Origin of the sequence: Parasphingopyxis sp. (assembly GCF_052168275.1) — a bacterium.
Classification (GTDB): Bacteria; Pseudomonadota; Alphaproteobacteria; order Sphingomonadales; family Sphingomonadaceae; genus Parasphingopyxis.
Genome location: NZ_JBQLZM010000025.1, coordinates 1 through 17,314, shown reverse-complemented (window position 1 = coordinate 17,314; position 17,314 = coordinate 1). Strand labels below are relative to the sequence as shown.

General features: G+C 62.8%; 22 protein-coding genes, 1 tRNA gene, 1 other RNA gene and 2 pseudogenes. 17 read left to right on the top strand and 9 right to left on the bottom strand.

Annotated elements, in window-relative coordinates:
• Both ACTS1X_RS02375 and ACTS1X_RS02370 read right to left on the bottom strand, forming a co-directional pair.
• Positions 1–199 (bottom strand): annotated as a pseudogene (locus ACTS1X_RS02375) (hypothetical protein); the annotation flags it as partial.
• A gap of 13 nt (positions 200–212) precedes the next feature.
• A complete protein-coding gene (locus ACTS1X_RS02370) occupies positions 213–1,133 on the bottom strand; it encodes a hypothetical protein (RefSeq protein WP_442612783.1) in 921 nt (306 codons plus the stop codon).
• Between the two features lie 366 nt (positions 1,134–1,499).
• Here ACTS1X_RS02370 and ACTS1X_RS02365 point away from each other — a divergent pair.
• Positions 1,500–1,576 (top strand) — tRNA-Asp (locus ACTS1X_RS02365).
• On the opposite strand, the gene ACTS1X_RS02360 is transcribed toward ACTS1X_RS02365, so the two are convergent.
• From ACTS1X_RS02360 to ACTS1X_RS02340, 5 genes are all read right to left on the bottom strand, one after another.
• Complete coding sequence (locus ACTS1X_RS02360) at positions 1,565–1,774, bottom strand: DUF2842 domain-containing protein (protein ID WP_442612782.1); 210 nt, start codon at positions 1,772–1,774, stop codon at positions 1,565–1,567. The genes ACTS1X_RS02365 and ACTS1X_RS02360 overlap by 12 nt on opposite strands.
• Positions 1,771–2,340 (bottom strand): 5-formyltetrahydrofolate cyclo-ligase, encoded by a 570-nt coding sequence (locus ACTS1X_RS02355; protein WP_442612781.1) that lies wholly within the window; start codon positions 2,338–2,340, stop codon positions 1,771–1,773. Before ACTS1X_RS02355 ends, ACTS1X_RS02360 begins: the two co-directional genes overlap by 4 nt.
• Before the next feature lie 18 nt (positions 2,341–2,358).
• A non-coding RNA gene (ssrS, locus tag ACTS1X_RS02350) (6S RNA) lies at positions 2,359–2,535 on the bottom strand.
• 11 nt (positions 2,536–2,546) lie between these two features.
• Positions 2,547–2,852: a cell division protein ZapA gene (locus tag ACTS1X_RS02345; RefSeq protein ID WP_442612780.1), complete on the bottom strand. Its 306-nt coding sequence runs from the start codon at positions 2,850–2,852 to the stop codon at positions 2,547–2,549.
• Positions 2,845–3,243, bottom strand: a complete 399-nt coding sequence (locus ACTS1X_RS02340; RefSeq protein WP_442612779.1) for a hypothetical protein — start codon at positions 3,241–3,243, stop codon at positions 2,845–2,847. The genes ACTS1X_RS02345 and ACTS1X_RS02340 overlap by 8 nt, the downstream gene beginning before the upstream one ends.
• Before the next feature lie 157 nt (positions 3,244–3,400).
• Between ACTS1X_RS02340 and tkt the strand changes: the two genes are divergently transcribed.
• From tkt to ACTS1X_RS02320, 4 genes are read left to right on the top strand one after another with little or no spacing between them, the layout of a single operon-like run.
• Complete coding sequence (gene tkt, locus ACTS1X_RS02335) at positions 3,401–5,374, top strand: transketolase (protein WP_442612778.1); 1,974 nt, start codon at positions 3,401–3,403, stop codon at positions 5,372–5,374.
• A 14-nt stretch (positions 5,375–5,388) separates the two neighbouring features.
• A complete protein-coding gene (gene gap, locus ACTS1X_RS02330) occupies positions 5,389–6,396 on the top strand; it encodes a type I glyceraldehyde-3-phosphate dehydrogenase (RefSeq protein WP_442612777.1) in 1,008 nt (335 codons plus the stop codon).
• Positions 6,397–6,431: 35 nt separating this feature from the next.
• Entirely contained in the window at positions 6,432–7,616 is a 1,185-nt protein-coding gene (locus ACTS1X_RS02325; RefSeq protein ID WP_442612776.1) for a phosphoglycerate kinase, read from the top strand.
• Entirely contained in the window at positions 7,613–8,068 is a 456-nt protein-coding gene (locus ACTS1X_RS02320) for a PaaI family thioesterase (protein WP_442612775.1), read from the top strand. Before ACTS1X_RS02325 ends, ACTS1X_RS02320 begins: the two co-directional genes overlap by 4 nt.
• 3 nt (positions 8,069–8,071) lie before the next feature.
• Here ACTS1X_RS02320 and ACTS1X_RS02315 read toward each other — a convergent pair whose 3' ends face one another.
• The gene (locus ACTS1X_RS02315; protein ID WP_442612774.1) at positions 8,072–8,827 is read right to left on the bottom strand and encodes a flavodoxin family protein; all 756 of its coding nucleotides are present in this window, start codon (positions 8,825–8,827) and stop codon (positions 8,072–8,074) included.
• A 146-nt stretch (positions 8,828–8,973) separates the two neighbouring features.
• Between ACTS1X_RS02315 and ACTS1X_RS02310 the strand changes: the two genes are divergently transcribed.
• Together ACTS1X_RS02310 and thiE are read left to right on the top strand one after the other, a co-directional pair.
• Positions 8,974–9,849 carry a fructose bisphosphate aldolase gene (locus ACTS1X_RS02310; protein ID WP_442612773.1) on the top strand — a complete coding sequence of 292 codons (876 nt, stop codon included), beginning with the start codon at positions 8,974–8,976 and terminating at the stop codon, positions 9,847–9,849.
• 12 nt (positions 9,850–9,861) lie between these two features.
• Positions 9,862–10,494 (top strand): thiamine phosphate synthase, encoded by a 633-nt coding sequence (gene thiE / locus ACTS1X_RS02305; protein ID WP_442612772.1) that lies wholly within the window; start codon positions 9,862–9,864, stop codon positions 10,492–10,494.
• Here the strand turns inward: thiE and ACTS1X_RS02300 are convergent.
• Positions 10,491–10,685: a hypothetical protein gene (locus ACTS1X_RS02300; RefSeq protein ID WP_442612771.1), complete on the bottom strand. Its 195-nt coding sequence runs from the start codon at positions 10,683–10,685 to the stop codon at positions 10,491–10,493. The two genes, thiE and ACTS1X_RS02300, sit on opposite strands and share 4 nt — an antisense overlap.
• 145 nt (positions 10,686–10,830) lie before the next feature.
• Between ACTS1X_RS02300 and efp the strand changes: the two genes are divergently transcribed.
• The 10 genes and pseudogenes from efp to ACTS1X_RS02250 all read left to right on the top strand — a co-directional run.
• The gene (gene efp, locus ACTS1X_RS02295; protein ID WP_442612770.1) at positions 10,831–11,394 is read left to right on the top strand and encodes an elongation factor P; all 564 of its coding nucleotides are present in this window, start codon (positions 10,831–10,833) and stop codon (positions 11,392–11,394) included.
• 44 nt (positions 11,395–11,438) lie between these two features.
• Complete coding sequence (locus ACTS1X_RS02290) at positions 11,439–12,257, top strand: inositol monophosphatase family protein (protein WP_442612769.1); 819 nt, start codon at positions 11,439–11,441, stop codon at positions 12,255–12,257.
• Between the two features lie 95 nt (positions 12,258–12,352).
• The gene (gene ndhC, locus ACTS1X_RS02285) at positions 12,353–12,742 is read left to right on the top strand and encodes an NADH-quinone oxidoreductase subunit A (protein WP_442612768.1); all 390 of its coding nucleotides are present in this window, start codon (positions 12,353–12,355) and stop codon (positions 12,740–12,742) included.
• Positions 12,733–13,272, top strand: coding sequence for a NuoB/complex I 20 kDa subunit family protein (locus tag ACTS1X_RS02280; RefSeq protein WP_442612767.1), 540 nt, complete (start codon positions 12,733–12,735; stop codon positions 13,270–13,272). The genes ndhC and ACTS1X_RS02280 overlap by 10 nt, the downstream gene beginning before the upstream one ends.
• A 3-nt stretch (positions 13,273–13,275) precedes the next feature.
• Positions 13,276–14,016, top strand: a complete 741-nt coding sequence (locus tag ACTS1X_RS02275) for an NADH-quinone oxidoreductase subunit C (RefSeq protein ID WP_442612766.1) — start codon at positions 13,276–13,278, stop codon at positions 14,014–14,016.
• The gene (locus tag ACTS1X_RS02270) at positions 14,016–15,248 is read left to right on the top strand and encodes an NADH-quinone oxidoreductase subunit D (RefSeq protein WP_442612765.1); all 1,233 of its coding nucleotides are present in this window, start codon (positions 14,016–14,018) and stop codon (positions 15,246–15,248) included. Before ACTS1X_RS02275 ends, ACTS1X_RS02270 begins: the two co-directional genes overlap by 1 nt.
• A gap of 375 nt (positions 15,249–15,623) precedes the next feature.
• Positions 15,624–15,992, top strand: coding sequence for a cupin domain-containing protein (locus ACTS1X_RS02265; protein ID WP_442612764.1), 369 nt, complete (start codon positions 15,624–15,626; stop codon positions 15,990–15,992).
• Between the two features lie 190 nt (positions 15,993–16,182).
• Positions 16,183–16,794 carry a complex I 24 kDa subunit family protein gene (locus ACTS1X_RS02260; protein WP_442612784.1) on the top strand — a complete coding sequence of 204 codons (612 nt, stop codon included), beginning with the start codon at positions 16,183–16,185 and terminating at the stop codon, positions 16,792–16,794.
• On the top strand, positions 16,794–17,006 hold the full coding sequence (locus ACTS1X_RS02255; protein ID WP_442612763.1) for a hypothetical protein: 213 nt from the start codon (positions 16,794–16,796) through the stop codon (positions 17,004–17,006). Before ACTS1X_RS02260 ends, ACTS1X_RS02255 begins: the two co-directional genes overlap by 1 nt.
• Positions 16,999–17,314 (top strand): annotated as a pseudogene (locus ACTS1X_RS02250) (NADH-quinone oxidoreductase subunit F); the annotation flags it as partial. The gene ACTS1X_RS02255 and the pseudogene ACTS1X_RS02250, both read left to right, overlap by 8 nt.

Sequence of the window (17,314 nt, the reverse complement as noted above, 5' to 3'; positions counted from 1 at the left end):
CGGTGTTTTCATATGCCAGGACGAAGACAAGACTGTCGCCCGGAACGACGCGGGTCGGCTCCTCCAGCGTCACAGTGACGCTGCCGTCTGCCTGTTCCTCGCTGCGCTCGACGAACACGTCGCTGTCGAGCGCGACCTGATTGCCCAAGACGGCGCTGGCCGGAGCCAGCATGGCGAACAATGCGATGAGATATTTCATTTGCTCTTCTCCGTCAGTCGATCACGACTTGGAATTCGATGATGTTGGTGGTTCCGCCGGTAACCGAGCCGAGCGCGACCGAGATTTCCGTACCGTCGAACGCGCCCGCATCGGCGTCGGTCAGGTCGGTCAGCCCGGTGCCGTCGAGTGTGATGCTGTCGTCGACATAGGTCGTGTCGTCCGGGATAGCGTCGGTGATAATGACGTTGCTCAGCGTACCCGAGCCCGTCGCTTCTGCGGTGAGCTGGTAGGTGATGATCGCGCCCGGAACCTGGGTCGTGCCGCCGAACGGATCTCGGACGGTGGCGGTTTTCGAAAGATCGAGATTGGCGTCGAGAATCGCGTAAAAACCGCTGTCTGCGGCAGTCGCGCCGGTCGATCCTACGACCGCATCGCCCCCGCCTTCGCCCTGGCCAGCGAAAACGGTGCCCGGCGCGCCGCTTCCGGTCGCCGCCGTACCGGTCAGTGCGACTTCGCTGCGCTCACCGTCGGCGGCCGCGGCGGGCATGTCGCCCAGAACGAACACGGTGATCGTCTCGTCGGGATCGAGCGTCGGCGGTGCGCCTGCATTGTAGAGCGTGTCGGTTCCCGCGTCGTAGCTGCCATTGCCGTCGGTATCGATGAAGAGGGTCACGGCGTCGGGATCGAAATCGTCGCCCGCGACATTCGGGTCGATTGTCAACAGCACGGGTTCGGGGCCGTTGCCGCCATTTGTTACCGTGAATCTTAGGATGGCATTATCTTCGTCGGGCCGGGCCGTGACATCGCCCGGATCGGCCGACGTCACCGCGATATCGAGTATCTCGTCGACGATCAGCGAAACCGTGTTGGAATCGACCGTAACCGTGGAGCCGCCGTCATTATAGGAGGCGGATGCGGTGTTTTCGATCGGCGTGCCGGCGCGCGTTCCCGCCGCATGTGCGGATGACGCCATGATTGCCGGAAAAATCGCGGTCAGCGACAATAGCGAACGTACCGTCTTTCTGCGCGCAGATGCGTGTCGACCAAGCGACATTCTTCAAACCCCCCGGATTGAAACAATCAATTACGGGGATGTACATGCAGGATTAACGCTAATAATATGTAAAGCCCGGACCATTTTTCGAAGATCGTAAGAAAAAGGACGGAACTTTTACGTTTCCGGGCGGTCCGAGCCTTAAATTCTTAACAAACTATATTTGAGCGTGGTAAATAAAGCGTAAATGGATGGTGACCTTCGCGATTCTTCGAAAACGGGCCGTGCGACTTCGCTTGACAGGGGTGAACGCCTCGCCTAACTCGCGCGTCTTCAACGCCTCACGCGGGTGTAGCTCAGTTGGTTAGAGCGCCGGCCTGTCACGCCGGAGGCCGCGGGTTCAAGTCCCGTCACTCGCGCCATTTCCCGGTTTCCATCCACAGCAGAAGCGGCTTTAGCGGAAGGATCCAGACGATCCCGGCGGCCAGGTAGATCGGCGCCTGGACGAGCGCCGGCAACGTCCCGATCGGGCCGGAGGCGCTGGCCACGATGACCGACCAGACGGCGATGATCGCGAGAATGAGGAACACACCGAAGGGCTTGCGCCAGCTTGGCTTCATGACGTCACCTTTATGAGTCGATCCGGAGTTGCGACGAAGTCGAGCGGCTGGTCCCAAGGATCGGCGGGGATGTTGTCGGCAATCTGGCACTCCCAGGCGAGCCCGATCGCGATGACCGGTCCGGCCGTCCGCAACTGCGCCAGAGTGCGGTCGTAATGGCCCTGTCCCTGTCCGATCCGGTTACCGCGCAGATCGACTGCGACGAGAGGAACGAGCAGCGTATCGGGGCGGAGGGCAGGGCGGTCCGATGTCGGTTGCAGGATTCCGAACGGACCGCGCTCGAGCGGCGTGCCGTCCCATCGCCGGAACTCCATCGCTGCGCGCCGGTCTGCGAACCAGGGCAGGGCAATATCGTGGCCCTTTTCGTGGCATGTCCGCAGCATGTCCGACGGATCGAACTCTGACGTCATGGCGGCATAGCCGGCGATCGTCCTGGCCAGCAGGCCGGCGCCTGTGAGAAGTCTTTCCAGCGCATCTTCGGCTCGCCGGATATCAGAATTTTCCTGTTTTAAAACAAAATTCTGACGGCATTTCTTGAAGCGCGATCGCAATTCGGATTTGGTCATGATCTCGCCTGCTCGGGTGGCGGGGCCGCCATGGCCGTTTGCCCGAAAATCCTCTGACGCCATTAACGTCAGGTGGGCGCCATATGCACCGGATCCGGGCTCTATTTCAAACCCCGCAATCCGGGCAGGGACAGCTCCCTCGGATGTTGTATCGCCTCAGGGATAATCGCAAAGGCGCGTACCGGGCAGCGCCCGCCACGAACGACTTAGGAGGCCTGGCCGTCCGGGGCAAGATGGTTGCCGATCGCGGTCAACCGGTCGGCGAGCTTTTCGAGATTTTCGACGGCATCGGCGGGCATCGCGGCCGTGCGCAGCTCGTCGGCCTCGTCGGCAAGCAAAAGCGCCGCGAAGAGGAGAATCCGGGCCTCGCCGAGATTGCCGCCGACCGCCTGCTGCGCATCGGCGGTCTTGGCATCGACCATCGCGCCGAGCTTTCTCAGCCGGTCCTCTTCGCCGTCGCGGCAGGCGACCGTATAGCTGTGACCGGCGATCGAGAGGGTCACTTCAGCCATTTTCCGCGCTTTCCGTCTTGTCGATGAGGGTATCGAGGCCGGTCAGCGTCGTTTCCGCGGTCATCCGCAGCCGCTCGTATTTTTCCTGCAGGGATTGGTATTCCGCCTCCGAAACGGCCGGCTGCACGGGTGCCTGCTTCGCCTGCAATTCGCCGCGCAAACGCTCGATTTCCTCGTCCTTGAGCTGGCCGACATCGGCGAAATCGGCGCGCAACTTGGCGATGGTCCGGTCGCGATCGTCGAGCGCAGCCTTATGGGCCGCCTTCATCGATTCGAGTTCGGCGACGAGGCCCGGGTCCTGGCTGGGGGTATCGGCCGGCTCGGCAGTGCCCAGCCTGTCGGCGGCCTTCTCTATCCTTGCAATTGCGCGGGCAAGGCGTTCGTTTTCCATCGGCTTTGCATAGCAGGAAAGCGCCTCCCGGCAAGTCTGTGGGCGCTACGGTTGACGATAACCGTGTGACATACCAAGTGGTCGCGCGCGCCCGCGACTCGCCGGGCAGTCCTCCGGCCCCGGATCGGGGCGGACGGGCCCGAACAGGGGAAACCGAATGACCGTTACGCACACCCAGCTTGCCAATGCGATCCGCGCCCTTTCGATGGATGCGGTCCAGGAGGCCAATTCGGGCCATCCCGGCATGCCCCTGGGCATGGCGGACGTCGCGACGGTTCTGTTCACAAAGTATCTCAAATATAATCCGCAAGACCCTGAATGGTTTGACAGAGATCGGTTCGTTCTATCGGCCGGCCATGGTTCGATGCTGATCTATTCGCTGCTCCATCTTACCGGTTATGCGCGGCCGACGATGGACGAGATCAAGCATTTCCGGCAGCTCGGCAGCCCGTGCGCCGGGCATCCCGAAAACTTCCTGCTGCCCGGCGTCGAGGCGACCACGGGGCCGCTCGGCCAGGGTCTCGCCATGGCGGTCGGCATGGCGATCGCCGAACGGCATCTCAATGCGCGGTTCGGCGACGAGCTCGTCGATCACCGGACCTGGGTGATTGCCGGCGACGGCTGCCTCATGGAGGGCATCAATCACGAGGCGATAGGGCTGGCTGGCCATCTGCAGCTCGGCCGGCTGATCACCTTCTGGGACGATAACGCGATCACGATAGACGGCGGGACCGATCTGTCGACCAGCGAGGATATTCCCGCCCGTTACGCGGCGGCCGGATGGCATGTCACGAGCTGCGACGGGCACGATCCCGACGCCGTCCGTTTCGCGATCGAGGAGGCGCTGGCCGACCCGCGCCCCTCGCTGATCGCCTGCAAGACCGTGATCGGGTTCGGCGCGCCCAACAAGCAGGGCACGTCGGCGACGCACGGCTCGCCGCTGGGCGAGGACGAAGTCGCCGCTGCCCGCAAGGAACTGGGCTGGGACGCCGCGCCCTTCGTCATCCCACCCGAAATCGGCGAAGCCTGGCAGGAGGCGGGAACGCGGTGCGGCGAGGCGTACGAGGAGTGGACCGCGCGGCTCGAAGACCATGCCGAAAACGCCGAATTCAAGCGCCGGATGGCGGGCGATCTGCCGGACGGCGACGCCATGCGGACCTATCTCGAATCGCTCGCCGCCGATCCTCCCAAGGTGGCGACGCGCAAAGCGTCGGAAATGGCGCTCACCGCGATCAACAAGGCGCTGCCCGACACGATCGGCGGGTCCGCCGATCTGACCGGTTCGAACAATACCAAGACCGGCGCGACCGAACCGTTGACCAGGGACAATTATGGCGGGCGCTACATCTATTACGGCGTCCGCGAATTCGGCATGGCCGCCGCGATGAACGGCATGGCGCTGCATGGTGGCGTGATTCCCTATGGCGGCACCTTCCTGATCTTTTCCGATTACTGCCGCCCGGCGATCCGGCTGTCCGCGCTCCAGCGCGTCCGCGCCATCTATGTGATGACGCATGATTCGATCGGGCTCGGCGAGGACGGGCCCACGCATCAGCCGATCGAGCAGCTGGCCGGCCTACGCGCGATGCCCAATCTGGACGTCTACCGGCCGTGCGACGCGATCGAAACGGCGGAATGCTGGGCGCTGTCGCTCAAGCGCAAGGACGGGCCGTCGCTGCTCGCGCTGACCCGGCAGGGACTGCCGCCGATGCGGACCGATGTCGACGAGAACCGCTGCGCGAAGGGCGCCTATCGCCTGCGCGCCGCCGAAAACGACCGCCGTGTCGTCCTGCTGGCGACTGGTTCGGAAGTCCATCTCGCCGCGGAGATCGCCGAAAAGCTGGAATCCAAGGGTGTCGGAGCGGACGTGGTGTCCATGCCGTGCTGGGAACGGTTCGAGGCGCAGGACGACGCCTACAAAGCCGATATTCTCGGGACAGGAGAAAATGTCCTGCGCGTTTCCATCGAGGCGGGGGCGACTTTCGGCTGGGAACGTTATACCGGCGTGGACGGACTGAATTTCGGTATCGACCGGTTTGGCGGGTCGGCGCCGGCGGACAAGCTGTTTGAATATTTCGGGCTGACGGAAGCCGCGATCACGCCGCAGATCCTCTCGGCGCTCAAGAATTAAGGGAGACTCTATCCATGGCTGTCAAAGTAGCGATTAACGGTTTCGGACGGATCGGGCGGCTGGTTGCCCGCGCGATGCTCGAACGGGACGATCATGATTTCGAACTCGTCGCGATCAACGACTTGGCCGATGCCAAGTCGAATGCGCTGCTTTTCCAGTATGATTCCACCCATGGGCGTTTTCCGGGCGAAGTGACGGCGGGCGAGGACAGCATCACCGTCAACGGCAAGACCATCGTGGCAACGTCCGAGCGCGAACCGGGCAAGCTGCCGCACGGCGATATGGGCGTCGATCTCGTCCTCGAATGCACGGGCTTCTTCCAGTCGCACGAGGCGGCCGAGCCGCATCTCGCTGCCGGCGCCAAGCGGGTGCTGATTTCCGCTCCGGCGAAGAATGTTACCAAGACGGTCGTCTACGGCGTCAATCACGACAGCCTGACCGCGGACGACGTGATCGTGTCCAACGCCAGCTGCACGACCAACTGCCTGGCGCCGGTCGCCAAGGTGCTCCACGACACGGTCGGGATCGAGCGCGGGTTCATGACGACGATCCACAGCTACACCAACGACCAGCGGATGCTCGATCAGATGCATTCCGACATGCGCCGCGCGCGCGGCGGGGCGCAGAACATGATCCCGACGACGACGGGCGCCGCGCGCGCCGTCGGCCTCGTCCTGCCCGAACTCAACGGCAAGCTCGACGGTAGCTCGGTGCGCGTGCCGACGCCGAACGTCTCGCTGATCGATCTCGTCTTCACGCCGGGCCGCGATACCTCGGCCGAGGAGCTGAATGCCGCGCTCAAGGCCGCGGCGGACGGCGGTATGAAGGGCGTACTCGACTATACCGAGCAGCCGCTCGTGTCGTCGGATTTCAACCATTATCCGGCCAGTTCCACGGTCGACAGCCTCGAGACTGCGGTGCTCGAGGGCAAGCTCGCGCGGGTCGTCAGCTGGTATGACAATGAATGGGGCTTCTCAAACCGCATGATCGACACCGCCGGGGTGATGGCGGGACTCCTCTAGGCGGGGATGTTCGGGGCAATGGAGGGACCGGCCGCATGACTGCATTCCGGACGCTGGACGATCTCGGCGAGACGAGCGGCAAACGCGCGCTCGTCCGCGTCGATCTCAACGTGCCGATGGCCGACGGGGCGGTAACCGACGATACCCGGCTCCGGGCGCATGTACCGACGATCACCGAATTGTCCGATGCGGGTGCCAAGGTCCTGCTGCTCGCGCATTTTGGTCGTCCGAAAGGGGAATATCGGCCCGAATTTTCGCTGCGGCAGGTCGTCCCCGCGCTTGAAGCCGTCTTGGGGCGCGAGGTGACGTTCATGGAACGGCCGAGCGAAGATGCGATCGCGAATCTGCCGAACGGTTCCATCGTCGTCGTCGAAAACAGTCGATTTGCGCCGGGAGAAGAGAAGAACGACCCCGAAATGGCAAAGGCCATCGCGTCTTTCGGCGATTTCTACGTCAATGACGCGTTTTCGGTTTCGCACCGCGCCCATGTGACGACCGAGGGGTTGACGCACCATCTCCCCGCTTATGCGGGCCGCGCGATGGAAGCGGAGCTCAAGGCGCTCCAGGCGGCTCTGGGCGATCCGGAGCACCCGGTCGCCGCCGTTGTGGGCGGGGCGAAGGTCTCGACCAAATTGGCGGTTCTCGAGCATCTCGTGACCAAGGTGGACCATCTCATCATCGGCGGCGGGATGGCGAACACCTTTCTGGCCGCGCGCGGTGTCGGTGTCGGCAAGTCCCTGTGCGAGCATGACCTCGCCGATACCGCGGGCGCGATCCTCGAAGCCGCCGATGCCGCCGATTGCACCGTGCACCTTCCCTATGACGTCGTGGTCGCGAATGAATTCGCCGCCAATCCGCCGACGCGGACGGTCAACGTCCATGAGGTCGCCGCGGACGAGATGATCCTCGATGTAGGGCCTTCGGCGGTAGAGGCGCTGGCCGATGTTCTGAAGACCTGCCGGACGCTCGTCTGGAACGGCCCGCTCGGCGCCTTTGAAACGCCCCCTTTCGATACGGCGACGGTTGCGCTGGCGCAGACCGCCGCGGCGCTGACCCACGAAGGTTCGCTCGTTTCGGTGGCCGGGGGCGGGGACACGGTAGCCGCGCTCAACCATGCGGGCGTGGCCGACGACTTCACTTTCGTATCGACCGCGGGCGGAGCCTTCCTCGAATGGATGGAAGGCAAGGAACTGCCCGGCGTCGCGGCGCTCGGCGCATGAGCGAACATGAGGGCGTCGGGTCGGGCAGCGGGCTGGTTCCGATCACCCAAGGCGAGTGGGCCGGCTGGTCGACCTGGCAGGGCGATTCCTTCGAACAGATGAGCGGTCCGTTTTACGAACGCATCGACGAGGACGGACGCCCGGTGGCGGCCTTTCGCGCCGAACCGCGCCATATGAACGGCGCCGGCTTCATGCATGGCGGCTGCCTCATGACCTTCGCCGACAGCGCGATCTTCACGATCGCGCATCCCGCATTGGAAGGCGGCCATGCCGTCACGCTCAACCTTACCGGGGACTTTCTGGACCCGGTCCGTGTCGGTCAGCTGGTAGAAGCTCGCGGAGAGGTCGTGCGGGCGGGCGGCAAAACGATCTTCGTGGACGGGCTTGCCACCGCGGACGGCAAGCCGGTACTCCGGTTCAATGCAATTATCCGAAAAGTACGGCGCGACTAGCGATCAGCGATGCTCCGGATTGGGAGCGTCGAACCGGCAGCCCGCGTCCCAGGCCGTCCGCTGATTGCCGTGCGCCGGGACGCCGCCGGCATCCTTCAGCATCCGCGCATAATGCATCAGATTCCAGGTCGCGAAGGTCGTGTTGCGGCGGGTGAATTCATTATCGAAACCGGCATGGCCGCCATCGTCCAGTTCGTCTCCATAAGAAGGGCCGGGTCCCGCTTCGCCGATCCAGCCGGCGTCCGCCTGGGGCGGGATCGTGTAGCCGATATGCTGGAGCGCATAGAGGATGCCCATTGCGCAATGCTTGATGCCGTCCTCGTTGCCGGTGATGATGCAGCCGCCGGACTTGCCGTAAAAGAAATACTGGCCCTTGTCGTTGGTCTCGCCGGAATGTCCGTAGAGACGCTCGATCACCTGCGTTGCGACCGACGATTTCTCCCCGAGCCAGATCGGTGTGCCGATGATCAGGATATCCGCTTCTGCCACTTTCGGCCAGATTTTCGGCCAGTCGTCCACCTCCCATCCATGCTCGGTCATGTCCGGATAGACGCCGAACGCGATGTCGTAATCGGCGGGCCGGATATTCTCGCACTGAACCCCGTTTTTGGCGAAAATCGTCTCGACCATCTCGAGTAATGAATCGGTGTGTGACGGCTCGGGCGACTTTTTGAGCGTGCAGTTCAGGATCAGCGCCTTGAGATCGCTGAAGTCCGTCTGGTTGTCGCTGCAAAGCCGTTCCTGAATGCCGTTCAACATCAATCGTCCTCCCGACCGGCAGGTTCGCGGCAGCATCGATCATGGTTACATGCTCCCCGTTGCCCAAGGCCGCGGCCTCTACTATCAGGCGCGCGAGATTCGCGCGAACCAAGAGGGCACCCCATCCGATGTCAGATCCGAAAATGATGCAGCAGATCAAAGAGGGTGATGGATTTATCGCCGCACTCGATCAGAGCGGCGGATCGACGCCCAAAGCGTTGAAGGGCTTCGGTATCGGAGAGGATGCCTATTCCAGCGAGGACGAGATGTTCGCCCTCATCCATCAAATGCGCCAGCGGATCATCACGGCGCCGTCTTTCGGCAGCGGCAAGATTATCGGCGCGATCCTGTTCGAGATGACGATGGACGGCGAGGCCGACGGCACGCCGGTGCCGACGCTGCTCTGGGAGCGCGGCGTCGTGCCGTTCCTCAAGGTCGACAAGGGCCTGGAAGAAGAAGCGGACGGCGTCCAACTGATGAAGCCCATGCCCGATCTGGACGGGCTCCTGGAACGCGCCAAAGCCAAGGGTGTTTTCGGCACCAAAATGCGTTCGGTCATCAATTCGGCCTCCCCGAGCGGTATCGCGGCCATCGTCGAGCAGCAGTTCGCGGTCGGCAACCGGATCATCGATCATGGCCTGATGCCGATCATCGAACCGGAAGTTTCGATCAAGAGCCCGGAACGCGCGGCGGCCGATGCGATTCTCAAGGAGGAACTGACCAGGGCGCTCGACGCGCTGCCGGAGGATCGCCAGGTCATGCTGAAACTGTCGATCCCGGCGGAGGCCGGGCTGTACGATTCCATCGTCGCGCATCCGCGGGTCGCCCGCGTCGTCGCGCTGTCGGGCGGTTTCTCGCAAGAGGAAGCCTGTACCGAACTGGCGAAGAATGACGGCATGATCGCGAGCTTCTCGCGGGCGCTGTTGCAGGATCTGCGCCATGATATGGACGACGACGAGTTCGACCGGACGCTCGGCGCGGCGATCGACAAGATTTACCGGGCGTCTGTCGTCAAGGACTGATCGGCGTCTCGCATGACCGCCGCCGACCAGCTCTGTCAGCTCTACCTGATCTCGCCGCCCGATCCCGGCGGTGATTTCCCGGACCGGCTCGCGCGCGCGCTCGGCGCCGGTCCTGTCGCGGCGTTTCAATTGCGGATGAAACAGGCGGACGACGAAGCCGTTCTCGCCATGGCCGAGCGGCTTATGCCGATCTGCGCCGATCATGATTGTGCGTTCATACTGAACGACAGGGCCGATCTCGCCGCCCGGCTGGGCGCCGACGGGGTTCACCTCGGCCGATCCGACGGCGATATCGGCGAGGCAAGGGCGTTGTTGGGGCGCGACGCGCAGATCGGTGCGACCTGTCACGACAGCCGTCATTTCGCGATGGAAGCCGGTGAGGCCGGCGCCGATTATGTTGCGTTCGGCGCCTTCTACCCGAGCGATACCAAGGAGACGACGCACCGGCCGGATCCCGAAATCCTGACCTGGTGGTCGACGATGTTCGTGCTGCCCTGCGTCGCGATTGGCGGCATTACGGTCGAGAACGCACAGCCTCTGGTAGATGCGGGTGCCGATTTTCTCGCTGTAAGCGGCGCGGTCTGGAAGCATCCGGACGGCGAGGCTGCCGGCGTCAGGGCATTCGCTGACGTCCTCGGCGTCTAGCGATCCCGTTCATCGCCTTCGCGCCGGCCCACCGTAAAGGCGACCGCGTTGCGCAACAGCATCGTGCGATAGCTGTCGGGGCTCGGGACATCGGGCGAAATGTCATGTCTGTCCCTTATCCGGGCCGGCATGCCCGCGATCCGGCCGAAAAGGCCGGCTGCGTGCGGGAAACGATCTTTGCGTGGTAACATGTGAATCACCTCTGCCTGATGCGATTCCGTCTACGGGAACCGTATCTGGCCGTATTGGACGGATGCGACAGCCGTTCGCCGCTTGTCGCCTTGCGCTCCTGCTGTTAGAGGCCGCGCCGGCTCTTTCGAAACAAGTGAGACACCCATGAAGATCAGCGGCGTGGACATTCGTCCCGGCAATATCATCGAATATGAGGGCGGCCTGTGGAAAGCCGTGAAAATCCAGCATACGCAGCCCGGCAAGGGCGGGGCCTATATGCAGGTCGAGATGAAGAACCTCCTTGACGGCCGCAAGAACAACGTCCGCTTCCGGTCGGCGGAGACGGTCGAGAAGGTCCGGCTCGACACGCGCGAATATCAGTTCCTGTTCGCCGAGGGGGACATGCTGACCTTCATGGACAAGGAAAATTACGAGCAGATCGAACTGCCGTCGGACATGCTCGGCGATGCCGCGGCGTTTCTTCAGGACGGCATGGACGTGATGCTGGAGCTCTACGAGGAAAAGCCGATTTCGGTGCAGCTTCCCGACCAGGTCGAGGCCGAGATCGTCGAGGCCGACGCCGTCGTGAAGGGGCAGACCGCCTCGTCGTCCTACAAGCCGGCTATTCTCGACAATGGCGTGCGCGTCATGGTGCCACCGCATATCACGGCGGGCACGCGCATCGTCGTCGATGTCTATGCTCAGGAATATGTGAAAAAGGCGGATTAGCCGCTCCGGACAAGCGCGTTCCGTTGGAGCGCGGGGAAGAAATTATGCCAGCCCGTTCTGCCGTCATTACCGTCATGGATCGCGCCGCCCGCAAGGCCGGGCGCAGCCTCGCGCGCGACTTCAGCGAGGTCGAACATCTGCAGGTATCCCAAAAGGGTCCGGCCGATTTCGTGTCCAAGGCCGATCAGCGCGCCGAGCGGATCCTCTACGACGAACTGCTGCAGGTTCGGCCGGGCTGGGGCTTTCTGCTCGAAGAGGCCGGCGAGATCGAAGGTGAGGAGGGGATGCCGCGCTGGGTTATCGATCCGCTCGATGGCACCTCGAACTTCCTCCACGGGATTCCGCATTTTGCAATCTCGATTGCAGTTCAGGAACCCAAGCCCGGCGGAGGCTGGGGCGAGATCAGCGCGGGCATGGTGTATCAGCCGCTGACCGACGACCTGTTCTGGGCGGAAAAGGATCGTGGTGCCTTTCTCCACGATCGCCGTCTGCAGGTGTCGGCGCGTCGCAATCTCAACGAGGCGCTGATCGCGACCGGCATTCCGTTCAAGGGGCATGGCGATCTCGATCAGTTCAACGCGATCTTCAACGCGGTCGCCCCGCAAGTGGCCGGTATCCGCCGTTTCGGCGCGGCTTCGCTCGATCTCGCCTGGCTCGCCGCGGGTCGCTATGACGGTTTCTGGGAGGCGAATCTCCAACCTTGGGACGTCGCGGCGGGCATCCTGATCGTCCGCGAGGCGCGCGGTTTCGTCACCGACTTCCGGGGCGGCAGCCAGCCGCTCGAACGCCGCGAATTTCTCGCGGCCAACGACCAGCTTCATTCGAAGCTGCACAAGATCGTCGCGGGGGCTCTGCGACGCTGAAAATTGGTACGAAAGGTCCGGCCTCCGGCCTTGCCCCGACCGGCCCATCCCCCTAAAAGCGCCACGAAATCCACGCAGACCGCGAGTCCCGAACGTTGCCCGAAACGATTGCCGTCGATCTAGCCGAATATCTGCCGATCCTGCTGTTTCTCGGGATCGCGCTTCTGTTGTCGCTGGCCTTCGTCGTTCTGCCCATGATCGTCGCCAAGCTCACCGGCGTTGCCAAGCCCTATCCGAACAAGCTGACCGAGTATGAATGCGGCTTTCCGGCGTTCGAGGATTCGCGCAGCCAGTTCGACGTGCGCTTCTATCTGGTCGCTATCCTGTTCATCATTTTCGATCTCGAGGCGGCGTTCCTGTTTCCCTGGGCGGTCACCGTGTTCGATCTCGGCTGGGTGGCCTGGTTCGCGATGATGATCTTCCTCGCCGAACTCGGCATCGGGCTCGCCTATGCCTGGAAAGTGGGAGCGCTCGAATGGGAGTAGACGTCAATTCTCCGCCGCCTCCCGGCACGTTGCCCGATCCGGATTTCCTGAAGGACATCAACGCCGAGGTTGCGGACAAGGGATTCCTCGTCACCTCTACCGAGGAACTGTTCCAATGGGCGCGCACCGGCTCGCTCTGGTGGATGACGTTCGGGCTTGCCTGCTGCGCCGTGGAGATGATCCAGGTCAATATGCCGCGCTACGACATGGAGCGGTTCGGCGCCGCGCCGCGCGCCAGTCCCCGCCAGTCGGACGTGATGATCGTCGCGGGAACGCTGTGCAACAAGATGGCTCCGGCGCTGCGTCGCGTATACGACCAGATGTCCGAGCCCCGCTATGTGATCTCGATGGGCAGCTGCGCCAATGGCGGCGGCTATTATCATTACAGCTATTCGGTGGTGCGCGGCTGTGACCGCATCGTGCCTGTCGATATCTACGTGCCGGGCTGTCCCCCGACTGCCGAAGCGCTGCTGTACGGCGTGATGCAGCTCCAGCGCAAGATCCGCCGCGTCGGCACGATAGAGCGTTAGATCATGGCGTCTCCGGCTCCTGTCATTGCCCCGAACAAGGGCGTGATCGACGCGGTAAAGGCCGCGCTCGGCGACGATCTCCTTTCCGCCCATGAGGCCGTTCACGAAATCTCCGTCACGGTCCGGCGCGAGGCGCTGGCCGATGTGATGATTGCGTTGCGCGACACGGATGGCCTTGCATATCAGCAGCTTATGGAAATTGCGGGCGTCGATTACCCCGAAAGGCCCGAGCGGTTCGAGATCTGCTACCATCTGCTCTCGCTGACCCGCAATCACCGCATCCGCATCAAGGTGACGACCGACGAGGACATGCCGGTCCCGAGCATCACCCATATCTGGCCCGTCGCCGGCTGGCTCGAACGCGAAGTGTTCGACATGTACGGCGTACTGTTCGAGGGCAATCCGGACCTCCGCCGCATCCTCACGGACTACGGTTTCCGCGGCCACCCGTTCCGCAAGGACTTTCCGCTGACCGGCTATGTCGAGATGCGCTATTCCGAAGAGCATAAGCGTGTGATCTACGAGCCTGTCGAACTGGCCCAGGATTTCCGGACCTTCGATTTCATGAGCCCCTGGGAAGGCGCGGATTATATCCTGCCGGGCGACGAGAAGGCCGAAGGCGAGCCGGATGTCGACACGCCGAAAGTGACCGAAAGCCCCAAGGACACGGGCGCCGGCGCCAGGGCGGACGCCAAGGCGGCGGAACAGTCCGATGAGCCCAAGAAACCGGGAGGTGACGCCTGATGGCCGACTATCTCGAGGAAATCCAGGGCAAGACCGACGAGGCCGATCCGACCGTCGGCGATGTCGAGATTTCCAACTACACGATCAATTTCGGTCCGCAGCATCCGGCCGCGCACGGCGTGCTCCGCATGGTCATGGAGCTGGACGGCGAGATCGTCGAGCGCGTCGATCCGCATGTCGGCCTGCTCCACCGCGGCACCGAGAAGCTGATCGAGTACAAGACCTATCTTCAGGCGCTGCCCTATTTCGACCGCCTCGATTACGTCTCGCCGATGTGCATGGAGCACAGCTATGTGCTGGCTATCGAGAAGCTGCTCGATCTCGAAGTGCCGCTGCGGGGCCAGTATATCCGCGTGCTCTTTGCCGAGCTGACGCGCATTCTCAATCACTGCCTCAATCTCGGCAGCCATGTGATGGATGTCGGCGCGATGACGCCCAATATCTGGCTGTTCGAGATCCGCGAACAGGCGATGGCCTTTTACGAGCGGGCTTCGGGCGCGCGCATGCACGCCGCCTATTTCCGGCCCGGCGGCGTCCATCAGGACCTCCCGCCCAAGCTGATCGCCGACATGGCCGACTGGCTGGACACCTTCCCGACGCTCTTCGAAGACGCGATGAGCCTCGTCGTCGACAACCGCATCTTCAAGCAGCGCAATGTCGATATCGCGGTCGTCTCGAAGGACGATGCGGTCAAATGGGGCTTCTCCGGCCCGATGATCCGCGGCTCGGGCATTCCCTGGGACCTGCGCAAGTCGCAGCCCTATGACGTGTACGACCGGATGGAATTCGACGTGCCGGTCGGCACGAGCGGCGACTGTTACGACCGCTTCATGGTCCGCGTCGAGGAAATCCGCCAGTCGGCGCGCATCATGCGGCAATGCATCAACGAGATGCCCGAAGGCCCGATCGCGAGCCTCGACCGCAAGATCGTCCCGCCCAAGCGCGCCGAGATGAAGCAGTCGATGGAAGCGCTGATCCATCACTTCAAGCTCTATACCGAGGGCTTCCACGTGCCGGCCGGCGAGGTCTATGTCGCGACCGAAAGCCCCAAAGGCGAGTTCGGCGTCTATCTGGTCGCGGACGGTACCAACAAACCCTATCGCTGCAAGATCCGGCCGACGGCCTTTTCGCACCTCCAGGCGATGGATTTCATGTGCAAGGGCCATATGCTGGCCGATGCGACCGCCATCCTCGGCGCCATCGACGTCGTGTTCGGGGAGTGCGACCGGTGAGGATAGCTGAGATCACTCGAGTTCTTTTTTGGGCTTCCTTTGCAGTCTTTGCTGTGTCGATTCTGCTGATCAGGATTGGTACGATCGATCCCCTCCTTAGGGATTTGGCATCCGTTGGATCTTTGGTTTCGCTGCTGATTTTTCTCGCTTCCGCAGGTTATTGGGGCTTTCTAAGGCAATTGGGGCTTGTTCGTAGATACGTGCCTCCGTTCATGAGGAGCGAGAGCGAATGACGATTCTCGCCGACGATAAACTCATACTCCGTCATGCTGAACTTGTTTCAGCATCCACATCTAAGTCTGCGAAGACGGTGACGATGGAAAAGTGGACCCTGAAACAAGTTCAGGGTGACGGAAAGCTGAGGGATTCGGACCGGTGATCACTCCGTCTCCCATCAACCTCGCCGATAAACTCGCGCAGTTCTCGGATCACTGGAATCCGCGGATCGCGGCGACGTACAACGACAACGAGGTCCGGCTCGCCAAGCTCAAGGGCGATTTCACGTGGCACAGCCATGCCGACACCGACGAGCTGTTTCTCGTGCTCGAAGGCGCGATCGATATCGAGTTTCGCGACGGCGTCCGGCATATCGAGGCAGGCGAGATGATCGTCGTGCCGGCCGGCGTCGAGCATCGGCCCTTCTGCGAAAACGAAGCGCATGTGATGGTCATGGACCGCGCGGGCGAGCCCAACACCGGCGTCAACCCGTCCGCCCGCACCCGCGAAACGCTGGAGACGATCTGATGGCCGGTCTCAATACCGTCATTGCGAGGGGCCGCAGGCCCCGCGGCAATCCAGAGCCGCAGACGGTGGCGTTTCACGCTCTCGATTGCTTTGCTGCGCTTGCAATGACGAAAGGGGAAGCAGTGTGACGATCCTCCCCGACGACAAGCTCTCCCAATCCTCTACGGACACCGCGCTCGAAAACGAAAAGATTCGCGAGCGCTGGGGCGGGTTCGCCTGGACCGAGGAGAATGCGGCCGAGGCGCATAAGATCATCGCCCGCTATCCGGAAGGGCGGCAGCAATCGGCGGTCATGCCGCTGCTCGATCTCGCCCAGCGGCAGGTCGGCGCGGAAACGAACACGCAGGGCTGGCTGCCCGTGCCGGTGATCGAATTCGTCGCGGCCCAGCTCGATATGCCGTATATGCGGGCGTACGAAGTCGCGACCTTCTACACGATGTACAATCTCGTGCCCGTCGGGCGTTTCCACGTCCAGCTCTGCGGCACGACGCCCTGTCTGCTGCGCGGCTCGGACGATGTCATGGCCGCCTGCAAGAACAAGGGGCTCGTGAAGGGCAAGACGACGCCGGACGGGCTGTTCACGCTGACCGAAGTCGAATGCCTGGGCGCCTGCGCCAATGCGCCGATGGTCCAGATCAACGACGATAATTTCGAAGATCTCGATTACGATCGGATGACCGATATCCTCGAGAAGCTGAGCAACGGCGAAGAGGTGACGCCCGGCCCGCAGATCGAGCGGCAGACGAGTTGCCCGGAGGGCGGCCCAACGACGCTCAAGCATATGGCCGAGGTGGCGGAATGATGGCGGCGCGGCGCGGACCCTTTTCCTCGATGACGCTCGTCCAGGCGACGATCACCTTCGTGATTGCCTTCCTCGCGATCAACATCGTGATCGACGTGCTCGTCTTCGGGTTCGAGCCGACGCGCAATATAGTCCGTCATGTCGTCGCGTCGCTGATCGGGGCGCCGATCTGGTACCTGTTCATTCGCTGGATGAGGTCGCGCAATGCTTGACGACAAGGATCGCATCTTCACCAATGTCTATGGTTTCCAGCCATGGGGCATCGACGCGGCGATGAAACGCGGCGACTGGGACAATACGAAGAAGCTGCTGGAAAAAGACCAGGACGGCATCATCGACGAGGTCAAGGAATCCGGGCTGCGCGGGCGCGGCGGCGCGGGATTCCCGACCGGCCTCAAATGGTCGTTCATGCCGAAGGAGTCGAAGAACGGCCGCCCGAGCTTCCTCGTCATCAACGCCGACGAGTCCGAGCCCGGCAGCTGCAAGGACCGCGAAATCATCCGCCACGATCCGCAAAAGC